Source organism: Streptomyces pseudovenezuelae, from assembly GCF_001513955.1.
GTDB lineage: Bacteria > Actinomycetota > Actinomycetes > Streptomycetales > Streptomycetaceae > Streptomyces > Streptomyces pseudovenezuelae.
Window position 1 is genome coordinate 351312 of record NZ_KQ948153.1, and the last position, 15569, is coordinate 366880.

The window sequence follows — 15569 nt, forward strand, 5'->3', positions numbered from 1 at the left end:
CCATGTCAGGACCCCGCCCCGTCCGAGCGCCGCGCGGTACGGAACTGAGCGCCCTGGGATGGCAGCAGGAAGCCGCCCTGCGGATGCTGCAGAACAACCTGGACCCCGAGGTCGCCGAACACCCCGACCAGCTCGTCGTCTACGGCGGCACCGGCAAGGCCGCCCGTGACTGGCGCTCCTTCGACGCCATGGTCCGCACCCTGCGCACCCTCAAGCAGGACGAGACCATGCTGGTCCAGTCCGGCCGCCCGGTCGGCGTCATGCAGACCCACGAGTGGGCCCCGCGCGTCCTGATCGCCAACTCCAACCTGGTCGGCGACTGGGCGAACTGGGAGGAGTTCCGCCGCCTGGAGGCCCTCGGCCTGACCATGTACGGCCAGATGACCGCCGGCTCCTGGATCTACATCGGCACCCAGGGCATCCTCCAGGGCACCTACGAGACCTTCTCCGCCGTCGCCGCCAAGAAGTTCGGCGGGACGCTCGCGGGGACCATCACGCTGACGGCCGGCCTCGGCGGGATGGGCGGCGCCCAGCCCCTCGCGGTCACCATGAACGACGGCGTCGCGATCTGCATCGACGTCGACCCGCGCGCCATCGAGCGCCGTATCGAGCACCGGTACCTCGACGTGAAGGCCGACTCCCTGGAGCACGCCCTCCGACTCGCCGTCGAGGCCCGGGACGCCCGCCGCCCGCTCTCCATCGGTCTGCTGGGCAACGCGGCCGAGCTGCTGCCGCGCATGCTCGCCGAGGGCGCGCCCATCGACATCGTCACCGACCAGACCTCGGCCCACGACCCGCTGGCGTACCTGCCGGTGGGCGTGGACTTCGAGGACATGGCCGACGCGGCCGCCAAGGACCCGGCCGGCTTCACCACCCGCGCCCGCGAGTCGATGGCCCGGCACGTCGAGGCCATGGTCGGCTTCATGGACGCCGGTGCCGAGGTCTTCGACTACGGCAACTCGATCCGGGGCGAGGCCCAGCTCGCCGGGTACGAGCGGGCGTTCGCCTTCCCCGGCTTCGTCCCCGCCTACATCCGGCCGCTGTTCTGTGAGGGCAAGGGCCCCTTCCGCTGGGCCGCGCTGTCCGGTGAGGCCTCCGACATCGCCAAGACCGACAAGGCGATCCTGGAACTGTTCCCCGAGAACGAGTCCCTCGCCCGCTGGATCAAGATGGCCGGGGAGCGCGTCCACTTCCAGGGCCTGCCCGCGCGCATCTGCTGGCTCGGCTACGGCGAGCGCGACAAGGCCGGCGAGCGCTTCAACGACATGGTGGCGAGCGGGGAGCTGGCGGCACCGCTGGCGATCGGACGCGACCACCTGGACGCCGGGTCCGTCGCCTCCCCGTACCGCGAGACCGAGGCCATGCTCGACGGATCCGACGCGATCGCCGACTGGCCGCTGCTGAACGCGATGGTCAACGTGGCCTCGGGCGCCTCCTGGGTCTCCCTCCACCACGGCGGCGGCGTGGGCATGGGGCGGTCCATCCACGCCGGACAGGTGACAGTGGCCGACGGCACGAAGCTGGGCGGCGAGAAGGTCCGGCGGGTCCTGACGAACGACCCCGGCATGGGAGTCATCCGGCACGTGGACGCCGGCTACGACATCGCGGAGTCCGTCGCCGACGAGCGGGGCGTGCGGGTGCCGATGCGTGAAGGTGACTCGGCGTGACGGAGTGCGGGAATTCCTCGGCGTCGGCCGGAACCGGGTCCGGCGGCTCCTTCCACTCCATGTGGCGCGAGCTGCTCCCCATCGGCCGCCACTCCGGCTCGCACGGCTACCGCCGGTTCGCCTGGACCGGGGCCGACACCGAGTGCCGGGCCTGGTTCAAGGAGCAGGCCGAAGCCCGCGGACTGACCTACGAGGTCGACCGGAACGGCAACCAGTGGGCCTGGCTCGGGGACCCCGCCCAGGGGGACGCCGTCGTCACCGGGTCGCACCTCGACTCGGTACCCGACGGGGGCGCCTTCGACGGGCCCCTCGGAGTCGTGTCCTCCTTCGCCGCGCTCGACGAACTCCGCTCGCGGCGGGCCGAGTTCGCCAAGCCGCTCGCCCTCGTCAACTTCGGTGACGAGGAGGGGGCCCGATTCGGGCTCGCCTGTGTCGGATCGCGGCTCACCGCCGGGCAGCTCACCGCCGAACAGGCGCACCTGCTGACCGACGGGGAGGGCGTCAGCCTGCCGAGGGCCATGGAGGCCGCGGGGCACGACCCCGAGGGCATCGGCGCCGACCCGGACCGGCTCGCCCGCATCGGCGCCTTCGTCGAGCTGCACGTCGAGCAGGGCAGGGCGCTGGACCTCTCCGGCGACCGGGTCGGCATCGCCAGTGCCATCTGGCCGCACGGGCGCTGGCGGTTCGACTTCCGGGGCGAGGCCAACCACGCCGGCACCACCCGCCTCCTGGACCGGCGCGACCCCATGCTGTCGTACGCCGAGACCGTGCTCGCGGCCCGCCGCGAGGCCGAACTCGCCGGTGCCGTCGCCACCTTCGGCAAGATCGCCGTCGAGCCGAACGGCGTCAACGCCATCCCCTCCCTGGTGCGCGGCTGGCTCGACTCCCGCGCCGCCGACCAGGAGAGCCTCGACCAGGTGGTCGGCGGCATCGAGAAGGCGGCCGGGGAGTACGCGCGGGCGCACGGCATCGATCTCGACGTGGTGCGGGAGTCCTTCACCCCCGTCGTCGAGTTCGACCACGCCCTGCGCGACGAACTCGCCCGCATCCTGGGCACCACCACCGATCTCAAGGTGCCCGTCCTGGGAACCGGGGCGGGACACGACGCCGGGATCCTCGCCGGGCACATCCCGACCGCCATGCTGTTCGTGCGCAACCCCACCGGCGTCTCGCACTCCCCGGCGGAGTTCGCCGCCGAGGACGACTGCGTGGCCGGAGTCCTGGCGCTCGCCGACGTACTGGAAGGGCTGGCCTGCAGGTGACAGCGAAGACCTACTGGCTGGAGCACGCCTGGCTCGACACCCACGTCGAGCCGGGCGTGGCGCTGACGGTGTCGGCCGGCGGCTCCGCCGCGGGGACGGACGGCCGCGTCACCGCCGTCCGCACCGGCACCGACACCCCGCCCCCCGGCGCCGAGATCCTGCGCGGACTGACCCTCCCGGGGCTGGCGAACACCCACTCGCACGCCTTCCACCGGGCCCTGCGCTCCACCGTCCAGGTCGGCTCCGGGACCTTCTGGACCTGGCGCGAGGTCATGTACGCCACCGCCGACCGGCTCACCCCGGACACCTACCGCGACCTGGCCCGTGCCGTGTACGCGGAGATGGCGCTGGCGGGTGTGACGGCCGTCGGAGAGTTCCACTACCTGCACCACGCCCCCGGCGGCACCCCCTACACCGACCCCAACGCGATGGGCGAGGCGCTGATCGAGGCCGCCGCCGACGCCGGGATCCGCATCACCCTCCTCGACACCGCCTATCTCTCCTCCGGCTTCGGACAGCCGCCCGGCCGTCACCAGCTCCGCTTCTCCGACGGCACCGCGCACGCCTGGGCCGAACGCTGTTCAGTTCTCAAGGACCGGGATCACGCGAGGATCGGTGCGGCGGTCCACTCCGTACGGGCGGTGCCCGCCGCCCAGTTGGCGACCGTGGCACGCTGGGCCGAGGAGCGGCGGGCCCCGCTCCACGTCCACCTGTCCGAACAGACCGCCGAGAACGACGCGTGCCGCGAAGCCCACGGGTGCACACCGACCCGGCTGCTCGCCGAGCACGGGGTCCTCGGGCCGCGCACCACCGGCGTCCACAACACCCACCTCACCGACGAGGACATCGCCCTGATCGGCGGCACCGGCACCGGCACCTGCATGTGCCCGACGACCGAGCGGGACCTCGCCGACGGCATCGGACCGGCCGTGGCCCTCCAGCGGGCGGGGTCACCGCTCTCCCTCGGCTCCGACAGCCACGCCGTCATCGACCTGCTCGAAGAGGCACGCGCGATGGAGCTCAACGAGCGTCTGCGCACCCGCACCCGAGGTCACTGGACGGCGGCGGCCCTGCTGCGGGCGGCCTCCGCCGACGGCCACGCGGCCCTCGGCTGGGACGGCGCGGGCACCCTGGAGCCCGGCGCGCTCGCCGACTTCACCACCATCAGGCTCGACTCGGTCAGGACGGCAGGGCCGCCTCCGCGGCTCGGGGCCGAGACGGCCGTATTCGCCGCGTCGGCAGCAGACGTGTCGCACACGGTCGTGGGAGGTCGGCACGTCGTGCGCGACGGGGTCCACGCGCTGGTGCCGGATGTGCCGAAAGCCCTCGCGGACGCCGTCGCCGCGCTGCACGGATGACTCCGGGCCGCCCGCCCCCGCGGCCCGCCCCCGAACCCGCCCCCACCGCCGACCAGGCCACCGAGGACGCCATGAGCAACGCGACGACCGTCAGCCCCGCCCACTCCGCGAGCACCGCGAGCACGCTCATCACCAACATCGCCGCTCTGGTCACCAACGACCCCTCCCTGGGTGACAGGTCCCCCCTCGGACTGATCCAGGACGCGGCCGTCGCCATCGAGGGCGACCGCGTCGTCTGGACCGGTGATCACAGCAAAGCACCCGCCACTGACAATCGGGTCGACGCAGGTGGAAGGGCGGTCCTGCCCGGCTTCGTCGACTCCCACAGCCATCTCGTCTTCGCGGGCGACCGCACCCAGGAGTTCAACGCCCGCATGTCGGGGCGGGCCTACAGCGCGGGCGGCATCCGCACGACGGTCGCCGCGACCCGGGCGGCGAGCGACGCGGAACTCGAACGCAACCTCACCCGCTACCTCGCCGAGGCCCTCCGCCAGGGCACGACCACCTTCGAGACCAAGTCGGGCTACGGCCTGACGGTCGAGGACGAGGCGAGAGCCCTGCGCATCGCCGCGGCCCACACCGAGGAGGTCACCTACCTCGGCGCCCACATCGTGTCGCCGGACCACGCCGACGACCCGGCGGCCTACGTCTCCCTCGTCACCGGCGAGATGCTCGACGCCTGCGCCCCGTACGCCCGCTGGATCGACGTCTTCTGCGAGAAGGGCGCCTTCGACGGCGACCAGGCCCGCGCGATCCTCACGGCGGGCAGGGCGAAGGGCCTGCACCCCCGGATCCACGCCAACCAGCTCTCCTACGGCCCCGGCGTCCAGCTGGCCGTCGAACTGGACGCCGCCAGCGCCGACCACTGCACCCACCTCACCGACGAGGACGTCGACGCCCTGGCGAACAGCCGTACGGTCGCCACGCTGCTGCCCGGCGCCGAGTTCTCCACCCGTGCCGCGTGGCCGGACGCCCGCCGCCTCCTGGACGCCGGCGTCACCGTCGCCCTGTCCACGGACTGCAACCCGGGCTCCTCCTTCACCTCCTCGGTCCCCTTCTGCGTCGCCCTCGCGGTCCGCGACATGGGGATGACCCCGGACGAGGCCGTCTGGTCGGCCACGGCGGGCGGGGCGGCCGCCCTGCGCCGCGAGGACATCGGCCGGCTGACTCCGGGCGCGCGCGCCGACCTCGTCCTGCTGGACGCCCCCAGCCATGTGCACCTGGCCTACCGGCCGGGGGTACCGCTGGTCAGCGGGGTGTGGCGGCGCGGGGTGCGCGTGCTCTGAGCCTCAGGAGGCCCCGGCCCGCCACCGCTGCTCCGTACCCCCGGTCAGCGGTTCCAGCGAGAGGCCGTCCCCGCCCTGGGGCGTCACCCCGGTCGCGATGGCGATCGCCGGGCGGATCACCCCGTCGGAGTCGACCGTGAAGCGCAGGTTGTCGCCGTGGCGGCCCTCGACCGAGTCGCAGGACCAGATGCCGAGGCCCTTGCCGACGTCGCCGCGGCTGTCGAGACAGAAGTCGGGATCGGCGTACGACTGGAGGACACCGCGGCCGGCGTCGACGCGCCAGCGCTGGGAGCCCGCCGAGGTGCAGGGGGCCGTGACGACGTCCGTGCCCTCCGCGAAGTCACCGGAGACGTCCAGGCAGCGGGCCGTGGAGAGGTTGACCACCTGGGCGTAGGCCCCGTTCGGCGGCCGGAAGGGGGCAGCCGTCTTCCGGGGCGGCGCCGAACTGCGCGTCGGGGAGGGCGAGGGCGGCCTGCTCGTGGCGGACGCGGACGCGGAAGCGGAAGGGGAGAGCGAGGGTGGGACGGTCGCGGTCACCGTCACCTGCGGGGGGCCCGGCAGAGCCCCGCCCGCCGGGACCGAGGACGAGGGCGGGGCCGACGGGTCCGTCGCGGGGCCGCCCTCCTGCGCCACCAGGAACAGCAGCAGCGGCACCACGGCCACCCCCAGCGCCGCCGAGGCCAGGACGAGCCGACGCGGTCGCGGCCATGTGCCGGGAGGCGTGCGGGATCCTGCCCGGGACCCCGCCCGGGGACGCGCCGCCGGCTCGGCCGCGCTCCGCCCCGCGTACGCCGTCCCGCCCCACGGCAGCAGGCCCTCCGCCAGTGCCGCCCGCGGAGTGTCCCGCAGCGCGCACAGCTCCTCGTGGGCTCCCGCGCAGTGCGGGCAGCGGGCCATGTGGGCGTGCAGGTCGGCGCTGACGCGCGGGCTGTCCGGGCGTACGGACTCCTCGATGAGGCGGCCGAAGTCCGCGCACTGGGGGTCGTCCGAGGCGGCGAGGCGCAACCGCAGCGCCGCCCTGGCCAGGGACTGCAGGGCGCCCTCCGTGCCGTAGGCGACGTCCTCGCGGGTGAGGCCCAGGTGTTCGGCGGTGCGCTGTTCCGGCTCGGCCTCCACCAGGCGGTACCAGACGAGGCCCTGGGCGCGGGCCGGCAGGGACTCGAAGGCGGCGAGCATGGGCGGCACCGGGCCGCCCGGCCCCGCCGTGTTCAGGAGCAGCAGGACGCTCGGGTCCAGGCCCGCCGTCCGGTCGTCCCCGGCCCACGCCGCCGCCGACCGGGCCGTCAGCAGCAGGAGCCGGTGGCGCCACGGCACGCCGGGGTCGACCCCGCGGGCCGTCTCCCGGGCGGCGAGCGTGAAGGTCTGGGCGGCCAGCTGCCGGGCGGCGGACTCACCGGCCGTGCAGAGGCGGGCGTAGCCGAGCACCGAGGGCTGGTGGCGGGTGCGGAGCTCCAGCAGGGCCGCGTACGCCGTGGCCGTGTCGGCGCGCAGCAGCTCGGTGAGCCGGGCGTCGGACGCGCCGTCGGGGCGAGTCATGCGCACCCTCCTCCTGACGGACCGGCCAGTCTGTGAGGGACCATAGTGAGGGAAGCGAACCCTTGGGGAAAGGGTTTCTCCGGGTAACCAGGAGGGGCCGGGGACGCACGGTGCCCGGTGTCCGACGGGACACCGGGCACACGCGCAGGTCAGTGGTGCCGACGCGTCACTCCTCGACGGTCAGGCCCTTGCGCAGTCGTACGAGAGTCCGCGACAGCAGTCGCGAGACATGCATCTGCGAGATCCCGAGCTCGTCGCCGATCTCCGACTGGGTCATGCCCGCGACGAAGCGCAGCGAGAGGATCTGGCGGTCCCGGGAGGGAAGTTCGGCGATCAGCGGCTTCAGGGACTCGACGTACTCGATGCCCTCCAGCCCGTGGTCCTCGTAACCGATCCGGTCGGCCAGCGCGCCCTCGGAGTCGTCCTCCTCCGGCTGGGCGTCCAGCGAGGAGGCGGTGTAGGCGTTGGACGCCGCCATGCCCTCGACGACCTCCTCCTTCGACAGCCCGAGGCGTTCGGCGAGCTCGGCCACGGTGGGGGCGCGGTCGAGCTTCTGGGCCAGTTCGTCGCCGGCCTTGGCCAGGTCGAGCCGGAGCTCCTGGAGGCGGCGCGGCACCCGCACGGACCAGGACGTGTCGCGGAAGAAACGCTTGATCTCGCCCACGATGGTTGGCATCGCGAAGGTGGGGAACTCCACACCCCTGCTGAGCTCGAAGCGGTCGATCGCCTTGATCAGGCCGATGGTGCCGACCTGGATGATGTCCTCCATCGGCTCACTGCGGGAGCGGAACCGGGAGGCGGCGAACTTGACCAGCGCGAGGTTCAGTTCGACGAGCGTGTTGCGGACGTACGAGTACTCGTGCGTGCCTTCCTCCAGCGACTCCAGCCGCGCGAAGAGGGTTTTGGAGAGGGCGCGCGCGTCGACGGCCCCCACCTCTTCGAAGGGCGGGATGTCCGGAAGCCCGGCGAGCACATCGCCTTCGCTGTCCTGCTCGATGGGATTCAGATGTTCCGGGGGGGATGTCGACGTCGCCTGATGGGTATGCGAGGCGTCGAGCCGGGGTGACATGATGTCCTCCATCGTTCTCGGCATAAGGCTGCCGAAGCCAGTTCGTGCACTGCGGTGTGCGGCGCCTCCAAAGCCGGCCGTGTCGAGTTCGTGTCTCTACTAGCCCTACCCGGTTTCCCGACACGACCGCAAGTGTGATCTGTGCGGTTATGTCCGTTTGCGTGTGATTGTTCGGGTGTCGGAGGGTGTGGAGAAGGCGTAGTGTTCGAGGGCGTCATCAGCAGCCACGACGTCGGGAGAGAGAGACGGCATGGACCGCGGGACGGTCGGCAGCGCACAGTCTGGCCGGCTTCTGGTTGAGGTGCGGCAAGAGGGCTCAAGCGCCGTCGTGACTCCAGCAGGTGAGTTGGATCACCACACGGCCGATTTGTTGCGTGAGCCACTCGAGGAGTGCCTCGCCAAGGGGAAGAGCCGGCTTGTCGTCGACTGCGCACGGCTGGAGTTCTGTGACTCCACCGGACTGAACGTGCTGCTGGGCGCACGGCTGAAGGCCGAGGCGGCGGGGGGTGGCGTACATCTTGCGGGCATGCTCCCGGTCGTGGCGCGGGTCTTCGAGATCACGGGGGCCGACGCGGTCTTCACCGTGCACGACACGCTGGAGGAGGCCCTGGCCGACGAGTCCGGCGACTGAGAGAGCGCGCCGGGCGGCGGCCGCGGCCCCGCTCGGGTCCCGTTCGTCTCGTTCGGCTGGTGTCCATCGGGTGTCACACCTCTCGTGGCGGACATACGTCACGAATGGAGGGGTGTTCTACCGGTCCGCTCGGGCAGGAGACATCCGTACTGACTGTTCGGTGAGCGACCATGCAGTGACGTTTGAATCGTGAACCGGTGAATCGGTGAGGTGAAGCGCTGATGAGCACCACCCGGCCCTACTCGCCGGGCGACCGTGACCCGGAGCCGGGCGTGGAGCCCGGCGGCGAAGCCGAGGTGCCGACGGGACGGCAGGTCCGTCGGCTGAGCTTCGAGGGGGAGAGCGGAGTCGTCCCGCTCGCGCGCGACTTCACCCGGCAGGCGTTGTACGCGTGGGGGTGGTTGCCGGCGGCGTCCGCGGACCGGCGGGCCGTGACGGAGGACGTCCTGCTGGTCGTCTCCGAGCTGGTGACGAACGCCTGTCTCCACGCGGACGGCCCGGACCAGCTGTGGATCGCCTGCGACAACAAGGTGATCCGCGTCGAGGTCTCGGACCGCGGGACCGGGCAGCCGGCGCCCCGCACCCCGCACCGAGCGGGGCGGCCCGGCGGCCACGGCATGTTCATCGTGCAGCGGCTCTGCCTGGACTGGGGAGTCGTCAGAACTCCCGGAGTGACGGGCAAGACCGTGTGGGCGGAGCTCGGCGCACCCGTCTAGCGTCCGTCCCGCGCTCCTGTGCTGGGATTCCCCGGTGTTCCCGGGGTGTTCCCCGCGCGTCCCCACAGTTCCGACACTTACTTTCTCTTCCTTCCTCCGGTGCCCCGGCGTACCTTGACGGCCGATCTGATGTGCCGTCAGGAACGAGTAAGGGGAGCGGAACCGTGTCGTACCCGAAACGAACCGCCGCGCTCGCGTCCGTCGCGGCTCTGGCCGGCTCGGCGGTGCTGATGGCCGCCCCCGCTGCCCGTGCCGAGGTCGTGAACGTCAACTACCAGTGCAAGACGCCGATCGGGGACAAGAGCGCCGTCTCGCCCATCGACATCAAGGGCGTCGAGAGCGGCGGCGGATACAAGATCACCATGTCGTGGCAGAAGGGCGTCTCGTCCAGCCCGGTCGATCTCGGCAAGGGCGCGATGAACCCGAGTGCCACCATCAGGCTGGGCGGCGCGGACAGCGGGACGATGAGTGTGACGGGTCCCGCCAACCAGGCGACCGTCCCCGCCAACACCCCCATCAAGATCAACGACCTGACCGGGACGTACACCCCGAAGAAGTCCGGCAAGGTCACCTTCACCGCAGGCGTGCTCACCATCAAGGCGCTCGGTACGACGACCACCTGCACGCCGACCAACAGCCCCGGTGCCTCGCTGACCCTGGACGTCACCGCCGCCTCGGGCTCCTCCGGCGGCACCGGGAGCGACAGCGGCAGCGACGGCGATTCCGCCGCCCCCCTTCCGCAGACCGGCCCCGAGGACTCGGCCATCGCCCTCGGCACGCTCGGCGGCACGGTGCTGCTCGCGGGCGCTGCGGGCACGCTGTGGCTGACCCGGCGCAACCAGGCGGCCCGCGTGCGCCGCTGAGCGGCCGGTTCGCTCTCGTACGACTGCTGGAGCCGCCCATGCCGCCCATGCCGCCGATGCCGTCCACCGCCCGCGTCCGGCCTGCGCCGATGCCGCCGGCCCGTGCCGCGTCCGTGCCCGCGTCGGGGCCCGGCTCCACGCCTGAACCGGTGCCTGAACCCGTGCCCGAGTCCCCTTGTAGGCAAGCCGAGTTGACGGGAGCGACGACGTGAGCCGGAGCGGCGAGGTGCGGTGGGCGGCGATGGTGGCGGTGCTCGCGCTGCTGCTCGGGCCGCTGGCGGGGACGGCGGCCGCGGCCGACGGGCCGACCGTGAAACTGTCCAAGTCCCAGGCGGGGACCGGCGGTTCCATCACGGTGAGCGGCAGCGGGTGGGGGGCGCGGGCGCTGCTGATGATCCTGGTCTGCGGACAGGCGGTGCCCGCGCGCGGGGTCCCCGGGGGCACCAACTCCTGTGCCAACGCGGACGGCCGAGCCGTCACCACGGACGCGAAGGGGCGCTTCAGCAGGAAACTGCCCGTCGCCGAGCCGCCGGTGCCCTGCCCCTGTGTGGTGCACGTGGCCACGGTGACCGGGGCGAAGGCCGAGGCCGACGCGATCTTCCAGGTGGCCGGCCACGCCGTGGAGCCGCTGCCCGCCGAGACGGGCGGCGGGCGGCTGTCCGTCCTCACCGACACCCGGCTCGACGGCTCCGGGGGCCTGCTGACCTGGTTCGGGGCACCGCCCGCCCGCACCCTCGCCTTCACCGTCGGAAACGTCGGCACCTCCGCCGTCAGGAACCCGGTCTTCCAGGTGGGCACCGCGCACGGCGTGTTCGCCCCGCAGTGGGAGGACCAGCAGTGGCGCGGCACGATCCGGCCCGGCGGGAAGGCGCGGATCGAACTGCCCGTCGAGCTCACGGGCGGCGCGCACGGCGAGTACACGGTGTCGCTGAAGTACGGCGGCAAGGTGCTGGCCGAGCAGCCCTGGGGCGTGGGCCGGCCCTGGGGCGTGACGCTGTTCTGGGTCCTGGTCTGCCTGGTCGTGCCGGCGGCGCTGTTCCGTATCGGCATGGCGGTGGTGGACCGGGTACGGCCACGGCCCGCCGGAGGCATCCGGCACCGCGGACTGCGGCTGCCCGAACTCGCCCTGCGCCTGCCGGGGTTCAAGCCCTCCACGGCGGCGCACGCGGCCCCTGTGACGTCCACCCTGCCGTGGTTCACCCCGGACGCCGATCCGGGCGCGGCCGGTGGCCGGCTCTCCGCACCGCACGACGACAGCCCGACGAGTCCCACGACTCCCACCAGAGAGGGTTCCACGTGAGCATGCGAAGGAGAGTCCCACCAGCCGGCGGGCCGAGACGAGCGGGCGCGGCCGGTGCGGCGCTGGTGCTGGCAGGGGCGGGCCTGGTGCTCGGCCTCGCCGCCGGACCCGCCCAGGCCGCGGAGGTGTCGTTCGCGACCCGGTGTGTGCCGCCCGCCGGCGTCGGCCTCGATCCCGTCGACGGCACCACCAAGGTCGAGATCACCGCGCCGGCCGGCGCGAAGGTCGGCGACGAGGTCGACGTGGTGTGGAAGTTCACCCAGGCCGCCTCCAAGAACCCGAACATCATCGATCTGCCGGCGAACTCGGTCCAGCCGACCGGCACGCTGAAGGTCACCGGCGCGCAGAGCACCGACCTCGCGATGACCGGTCCGCGCGAGAACCCGGCCATCCCCAAGGGCGGCGACATGGTGCTGTCCGACATGAAGGGCACGCTGAAGCTGACGGCGGCCGGGAAGGTCACGCTGACGCCGGGCGCCTACACGGTGAACGCGATGGGGACGAACACGGTGTGCACGCCGACGCAGACGGTGCCGGCGGCGGGGACGGTCCAGGTGGCGGAGGGGAACGGTTCGTCGACACCGACACCGACACAGACACCGACCTCGGAGCCCACGGACAGCGCCACCCCCACCCCGACCGGCACGCCGAGTCCGACGCCGAGCCCGACCACGTCCTCGGACGACGGGCAGACCGACTTCACCGGCAAGGCGGTCGACATCCCCTACACCTGCCAGTCGCCCCTCGGCGAGAAGAAGGCCACCTCGTCGATCCAGATCAACGCCAAGAAGAACGGCGGCAGTTACGGCATCACCGTGCAGTTCAAGAACTCCCCGATGGACAGCCCCGCGGACATCCCCGCGGACTCCGTGAAGCCCTCCATGCAGGTCACCCTGGGCGGCGCCGACACGGGCTCGGTCGCGGTCGAGGGACCCACCAACTCGGGGCCCATCAAGTCCGGTGACCCCATCGAGATCCCCGACATGACGGGCACGTACAAGCCGGGGGCGACGGGTGAGTCGACACTGTCACCGGGTGTCCTGACGATCGAGGCGCTGGGCACGACCACGACCTGCAAGCCGGACAGCACAGCGGTCTCCCTGACCCTGACCACCGAGGAGCAGGAGGGCGGCGCCTCGGGCGGTTCGTCCGGCTCGGGCGGGACGAGCGGCACGGGCGGCTCCTCGACGAGCGGCGGCCTGGCGGCCACGGGCGCGGACGACCACGCGGCCCTGAAGGCCCTGGGCCTGGTGGCGGGGACGGCGGTGCTGCTGGGCGGCGCGGTGTTCACGTTCATGCCCGGGCGCAGGAGGCTCTGAGAGCGCAGGGTACGGCGACGGCGGGAAAACGGACGGGGCGTCGGGATCCACCAGGATCCCGGCGCCCCGTCCGTTTCGGCGCTCGTAGGTTCAGCGCACGCTGCCCATGAGCTCCTTGACCCGGTTGCGGTACATCCACACCGCGAGACCGGCGAGAACGGCCAGCGTCGCCTCCAGGGCGACGATCCCGGTCTTGTTGAGGTCGACCCCGGCGATGGAGAGCAACCCGGTCGTCGCGTCACCCGCAGTGACCGCGAGGAACCACACGCCCATCATCTGCGAGGCGTACTTCGCGGGGGCCATCTTCGTGGTCACCGACAGACCCACCGGCGACAGCAGCAGCTCACCCACGGTCTGCACGAAGTAGATCGCGACCAGCCACAGCGCGGCGGCCTTGTGGCCCCCGTCCGCGATGGCCAGCGGCGCGAGGAACAGGAAGAAGGACGCGCCCACGAGCACCAGGCCCGAGGCGAACTTCACGGCCGTGCTCGGCTCCTTGCCCCGCCGGTTCAGCGCCAGCCAGAACCAGGCGAAGACCGGGGCCAGGGCCATGATGAGGACGGGGTTGACCGACTGGTACCAGGAGACCGGGAACGTCCAGCCGAGGACGCTGTTCTCGGCGGAGGAGTCCGCGAAGATCGACAGGGTCGAGCCGCCCTGGTCGTAGATCATCCAGAACACGGCCGCGGCGACGAAGAACCAGATGTACGCGGACATCGACTTCTGCTCGGTGCGGTCCAGTTCCCTGTCCCGCTTGATGTTGACCAGGACCATCACCGGGATGATCACGCCGAGCAGGGTCAGCGGGACCAGGATCCAGTTCAGCGTGTAGTGGCCGGAGAAGCCGACGATCGTGTAGAAGACGACGGCGATGCCGGCCCAGATCGCGGCCTTGCGCAGGGTGGAGGACTTCTCCGCGTCGGACAGCGGCGTCGGGACGACGCTGGAGCGGTCGGCCAGATGGCGGCTGCCGATCAGGAACTGGGCCAGACCGATGGCCATGCCGACCGCGGCGAGCGCGAAGCCCAGGTGCCAGCTGACGTTCTCGCCGATGGTGCCGATGACCAGCGGGGCGGCGAAGGCACCGAGGTTGATGCCCATGTAGAAGACGGTGAAGCCGCCGTCGCGGCGGGCGTCGTCCGGGCCCTCGTAGAGGTGGCCGACCATCGTGGAGATGTTGGCCTTCAGCAGCCCGGAACCGATCGCGACCAGGCCGAGGCCGGCGTAGAAGGTGCCCGAGGAGGGCAGGGCCAGCGTGAGGTGACCGAGCATGATCACGGCACCGGCGACGGCGACGGTCTTGCGGGGACCCCATACGCGGTCGCCGAACCAGCCGCCCGGCATCGCGAGCAGGTACACCAGCGACACGTACACGGAGTAGATCGCGGTCGCGGTCGCGGCGCTGAGGTGCAGGCCGCCCGGGGCGACGAGGTACAGCGGGAGCAGAGCCCTCATGCCGTAGTAGGAGAACCTCTCCCACATCTCGGTCATGAAGAGTGTGGCCAGTCCGCGGGGGTGGCCGAAGAAGGTCTTGTCGGAACCGGGGGTGCCCGGAGTCACCGAGTCCTTCGTCAGGCTGGACGCCATGGTCGTTCCTTGCTGGTGGGGATTACCGCACACAAAAGAGACCTTCAGCGACGGATGCGCGCCAAAGGTCCCCACGATGCGACAGGCATTGATTCACCATACGACAGGATACTGACGGAAATGGAAGGACTTGAGAGCTGAATCACAGGTGGCCGTGGAACCGTACACCCGCTTTCTAAGGTCCCTACAGGATTGGCACCCCATAGTCACAGGTTCACACCAGATCCTTGAAAGGTAAGAACCACTGGGTCGTGATCACACCCCAGCATCTGTCAAGAGCGGTCTACCATCAGCTCATGACCCGTGTACTGCTCGCCGAGGACGATGCGTCCATTTCGGAGCCGCTGGCCCGCGCCCTGCGCCGGGAAGGGTACGAGGTCGAGGTGCGTGAGGACGGCCCCACCGCACTCGACGCCGGAATGCAGGGCGGCATCGACCTGGTCGTCCTCGACCTGGGTCTGCCCGGCATGGACGGCCTCGAGGTGGCCCGCCGACTGCGCGCCGAGGGCCACGCGGTGCCGATCCTCATCCTGACCGCCCGCGCCGACGAGGTGGACACCGTCGTCGGACTCGACGCGGGCGCCGACGACTACGTGACCAAGCCCTTCCGGCTCGCCGAGCTGCTCGCCCGGGTCCGGGCCCTGCTGCGGCGCGGGGCGGCCGAGCCCGCGCAGCCGCCGGCCACCCACGGGGTGCGGATCGACGTCGAGTCGCACCGCGCGTGGATGGGCGACGAGGAACTCCAGCTGACGGCGAAGGAGTTCGACCTGCTGCGGGTGCTGGTGCGGGACGCCGGACGCGTGGTGACCCGGGACCAGCTGATGCGCGAGGTCTGGGACACCACCTGGTGGTCGTCGACCAAGACGCTGGACATGCACATCTCGTGGCTCCGCAAGAAGCTCGGGGACGACGCGGCCAACCCGCGGTACATCGCGACGGTACGGGGAGTGGGCTTCCGCTTCGAGAAGAGCTGAA

At 71.8% G+C, this 15569-nt stretch carries 13 protein-coding genes; 10 read left to right on the plus strand and 3 right to left on the minus strand.

The features are described from left to right. Positions 1-2: 2 nt before the first annotated feature. From hutU to hutI, 4 genes are read left to right on the plus strand one after another with little or no spacing between them, the layout of a single operon-like run. Complete coding sequence (hutU, locus tag AQI94_RS38310; protein ID WP_031050400.1) at positions 3-1667, plus strand: urocanate hydratase; 1665 nt, start codon at positions 3-5, stop codon at positions 1665-1667. Continuing rightward, the gene (locus tag AQI94_RS38315) at positions 1664-2929 is read left to right on the plus strand and encodes an allantoate amidohydrolase (RefSeq protein WP_051832428.1); all 1266 of its coding nucleotides are present in this window, start codon (positions 1664-1666) and stop codon (positions 2927-2929) included. The genes hutU and AQI94_RS38315 overlap by 4 nt, the downstream gene beginning before the upstream one ends. After that, positions 2926-4287, plus strand: coding sequence for a formimidoylglutamate deiminase (locus AQI94_RS38320; RefSeq protein ID WP_031050395.1), 1362 nt, complete (start codon positions 2926-2928; stop codon positions 4285-4287). Before AQI94_RS38315 ends, AQI94_RS38320 begins: the two co-directional genes overlap by 4 nt. Then, on the plus strand, positions 4284-5573 hold the full coding sequence (gene hutI / locus AQI94_RS38325; RefSeq protein ID WP_031050392.1) for an imidazolonepropionase: 1290 nt from the start codon (positions 4284-4286) through the stop codon (positions 5571-5573). Before AQI94_RS38320 ends, hutI begins: the two co-directional genes overlap by 4 nt. 3 nt (positions 5574-5576) lie before the next feature. Here the strand turns inward: hutI and AQI94_RS38330 are convergent, their stop codons facing one another. Together AQI94_RS38330 and AQI94_RS38335 are read right to left on the minus strand one after the other, a co-directional pair. Then, entirely contained in the window at positions 5577-7109 is a 1533-nt protein-coding gene (locus AQI94_RS38330; RefSeq protein ID WP_062230212.1) for an RICIN domain-containing protein, read from the minus strand. A gap of 166 nt (positions 7110-7275) precedes the next feature. Beyond that, complete coding sequence (locus AQI94_RS38335; RefSeq protein ID WP_107064245.1) at positions 7276-8178, minus strand: RNA polymerase sigma factor SigF; 903 nt, start codon at positions 8176-8178, stop codon at positions 7276-7278. Positions 8179-8428: 250 nt separating this feature from the next. Between AQI94_RS38335 and AQI94_RS38340 the strand changes: the two genes are divergently transcribed. From AQI94_RS38340 to AQI94_RS38360, 5 genes are all read left to right on the plus strand, one after another. Further along, positions 8429-8809, plus strand: a complete 381-nt coding sequence (locus AQI94_RS38340) for an STAS domain-containing protein (RefSeq protein ID WP_031044045.1) — start codon at positions 8429-8431, stop codon at positions 8807-8809. Between the two features lie 221 nt (positions 8810-9030). Continuing rightward, a complete protein-coding gene (locus tag AQI94_RS38345) occupies positions 9031-9525 on the plus strand; it encodes an ATP-binding protein (protein ID WP_031044048.1) in 495 nt (164 codons plus the stop codon). A gap of 164 nt (positions 9526-9689) precedes the next feature. Continuing rightward, entirely contained in the window at positions 9690-10388 is a 699-nt protein-coding gene (locus tag AQI94_RS38350; protein ID WP_031044050.1) for an LPXTG cell wall anchor domain-containing protein, read from the plus strand. 241 nt (positions 10389-10629) lie between these two features. After that, on the plus strand, positions 10630-11688 hold the full coding sequence (locus AQI94_RS38355; RefSeq protein WP_031044055.1) for a hypothetical protein: 1059 nt from the start codon (positions 10630-10632) through the stop codon (positions 11686-11688). Then, positions 11685-13007, plus strand: a complete 1323-nt coding sequence (locus tag AQI94_RS38360) for a hypothetical protein (protein WP_391272872.1) — start codon at positions 11685-11687, stop codon at positions 13005-13007. The genes AQI94_RS38355 and AQI94_RS38360 overlap by 4 nt, the downstream gene beginning before the upstream one ends. 90 nt (positions 13008-13097) lie before the next feature. Here the strand turns inward: AQI94_RS38360 and AQI94_RS38365 are convergent, their stop codons facing one another. Next, entirely contained in the window at positions 13098-14594 is a 1497-nt protein-coding gene (locus AQI94_RS38365) for an oligopeptide:H+ symporter (RefSeq protein WP_031044061.1), read from the minus strand. Positions 14595-14890: 296 nt separating this feature from the next. Here AQI94_RS38365 and AQI94_RS38370 point away from each other — a divergent pair, with 296 nt between their 5' ends. Continuing rightward, positions 14891-15568, plus strand: a complete 678-nt coding sequence (locus AQI94_RS38370) for a response regulator transcription factor (protein WP_007382513.1) — start codon at positions 14891-14893, stop codon at positions 15566-15568. The last annotated feature ends 1 nt before the right edge of the window (position 15569 follow it).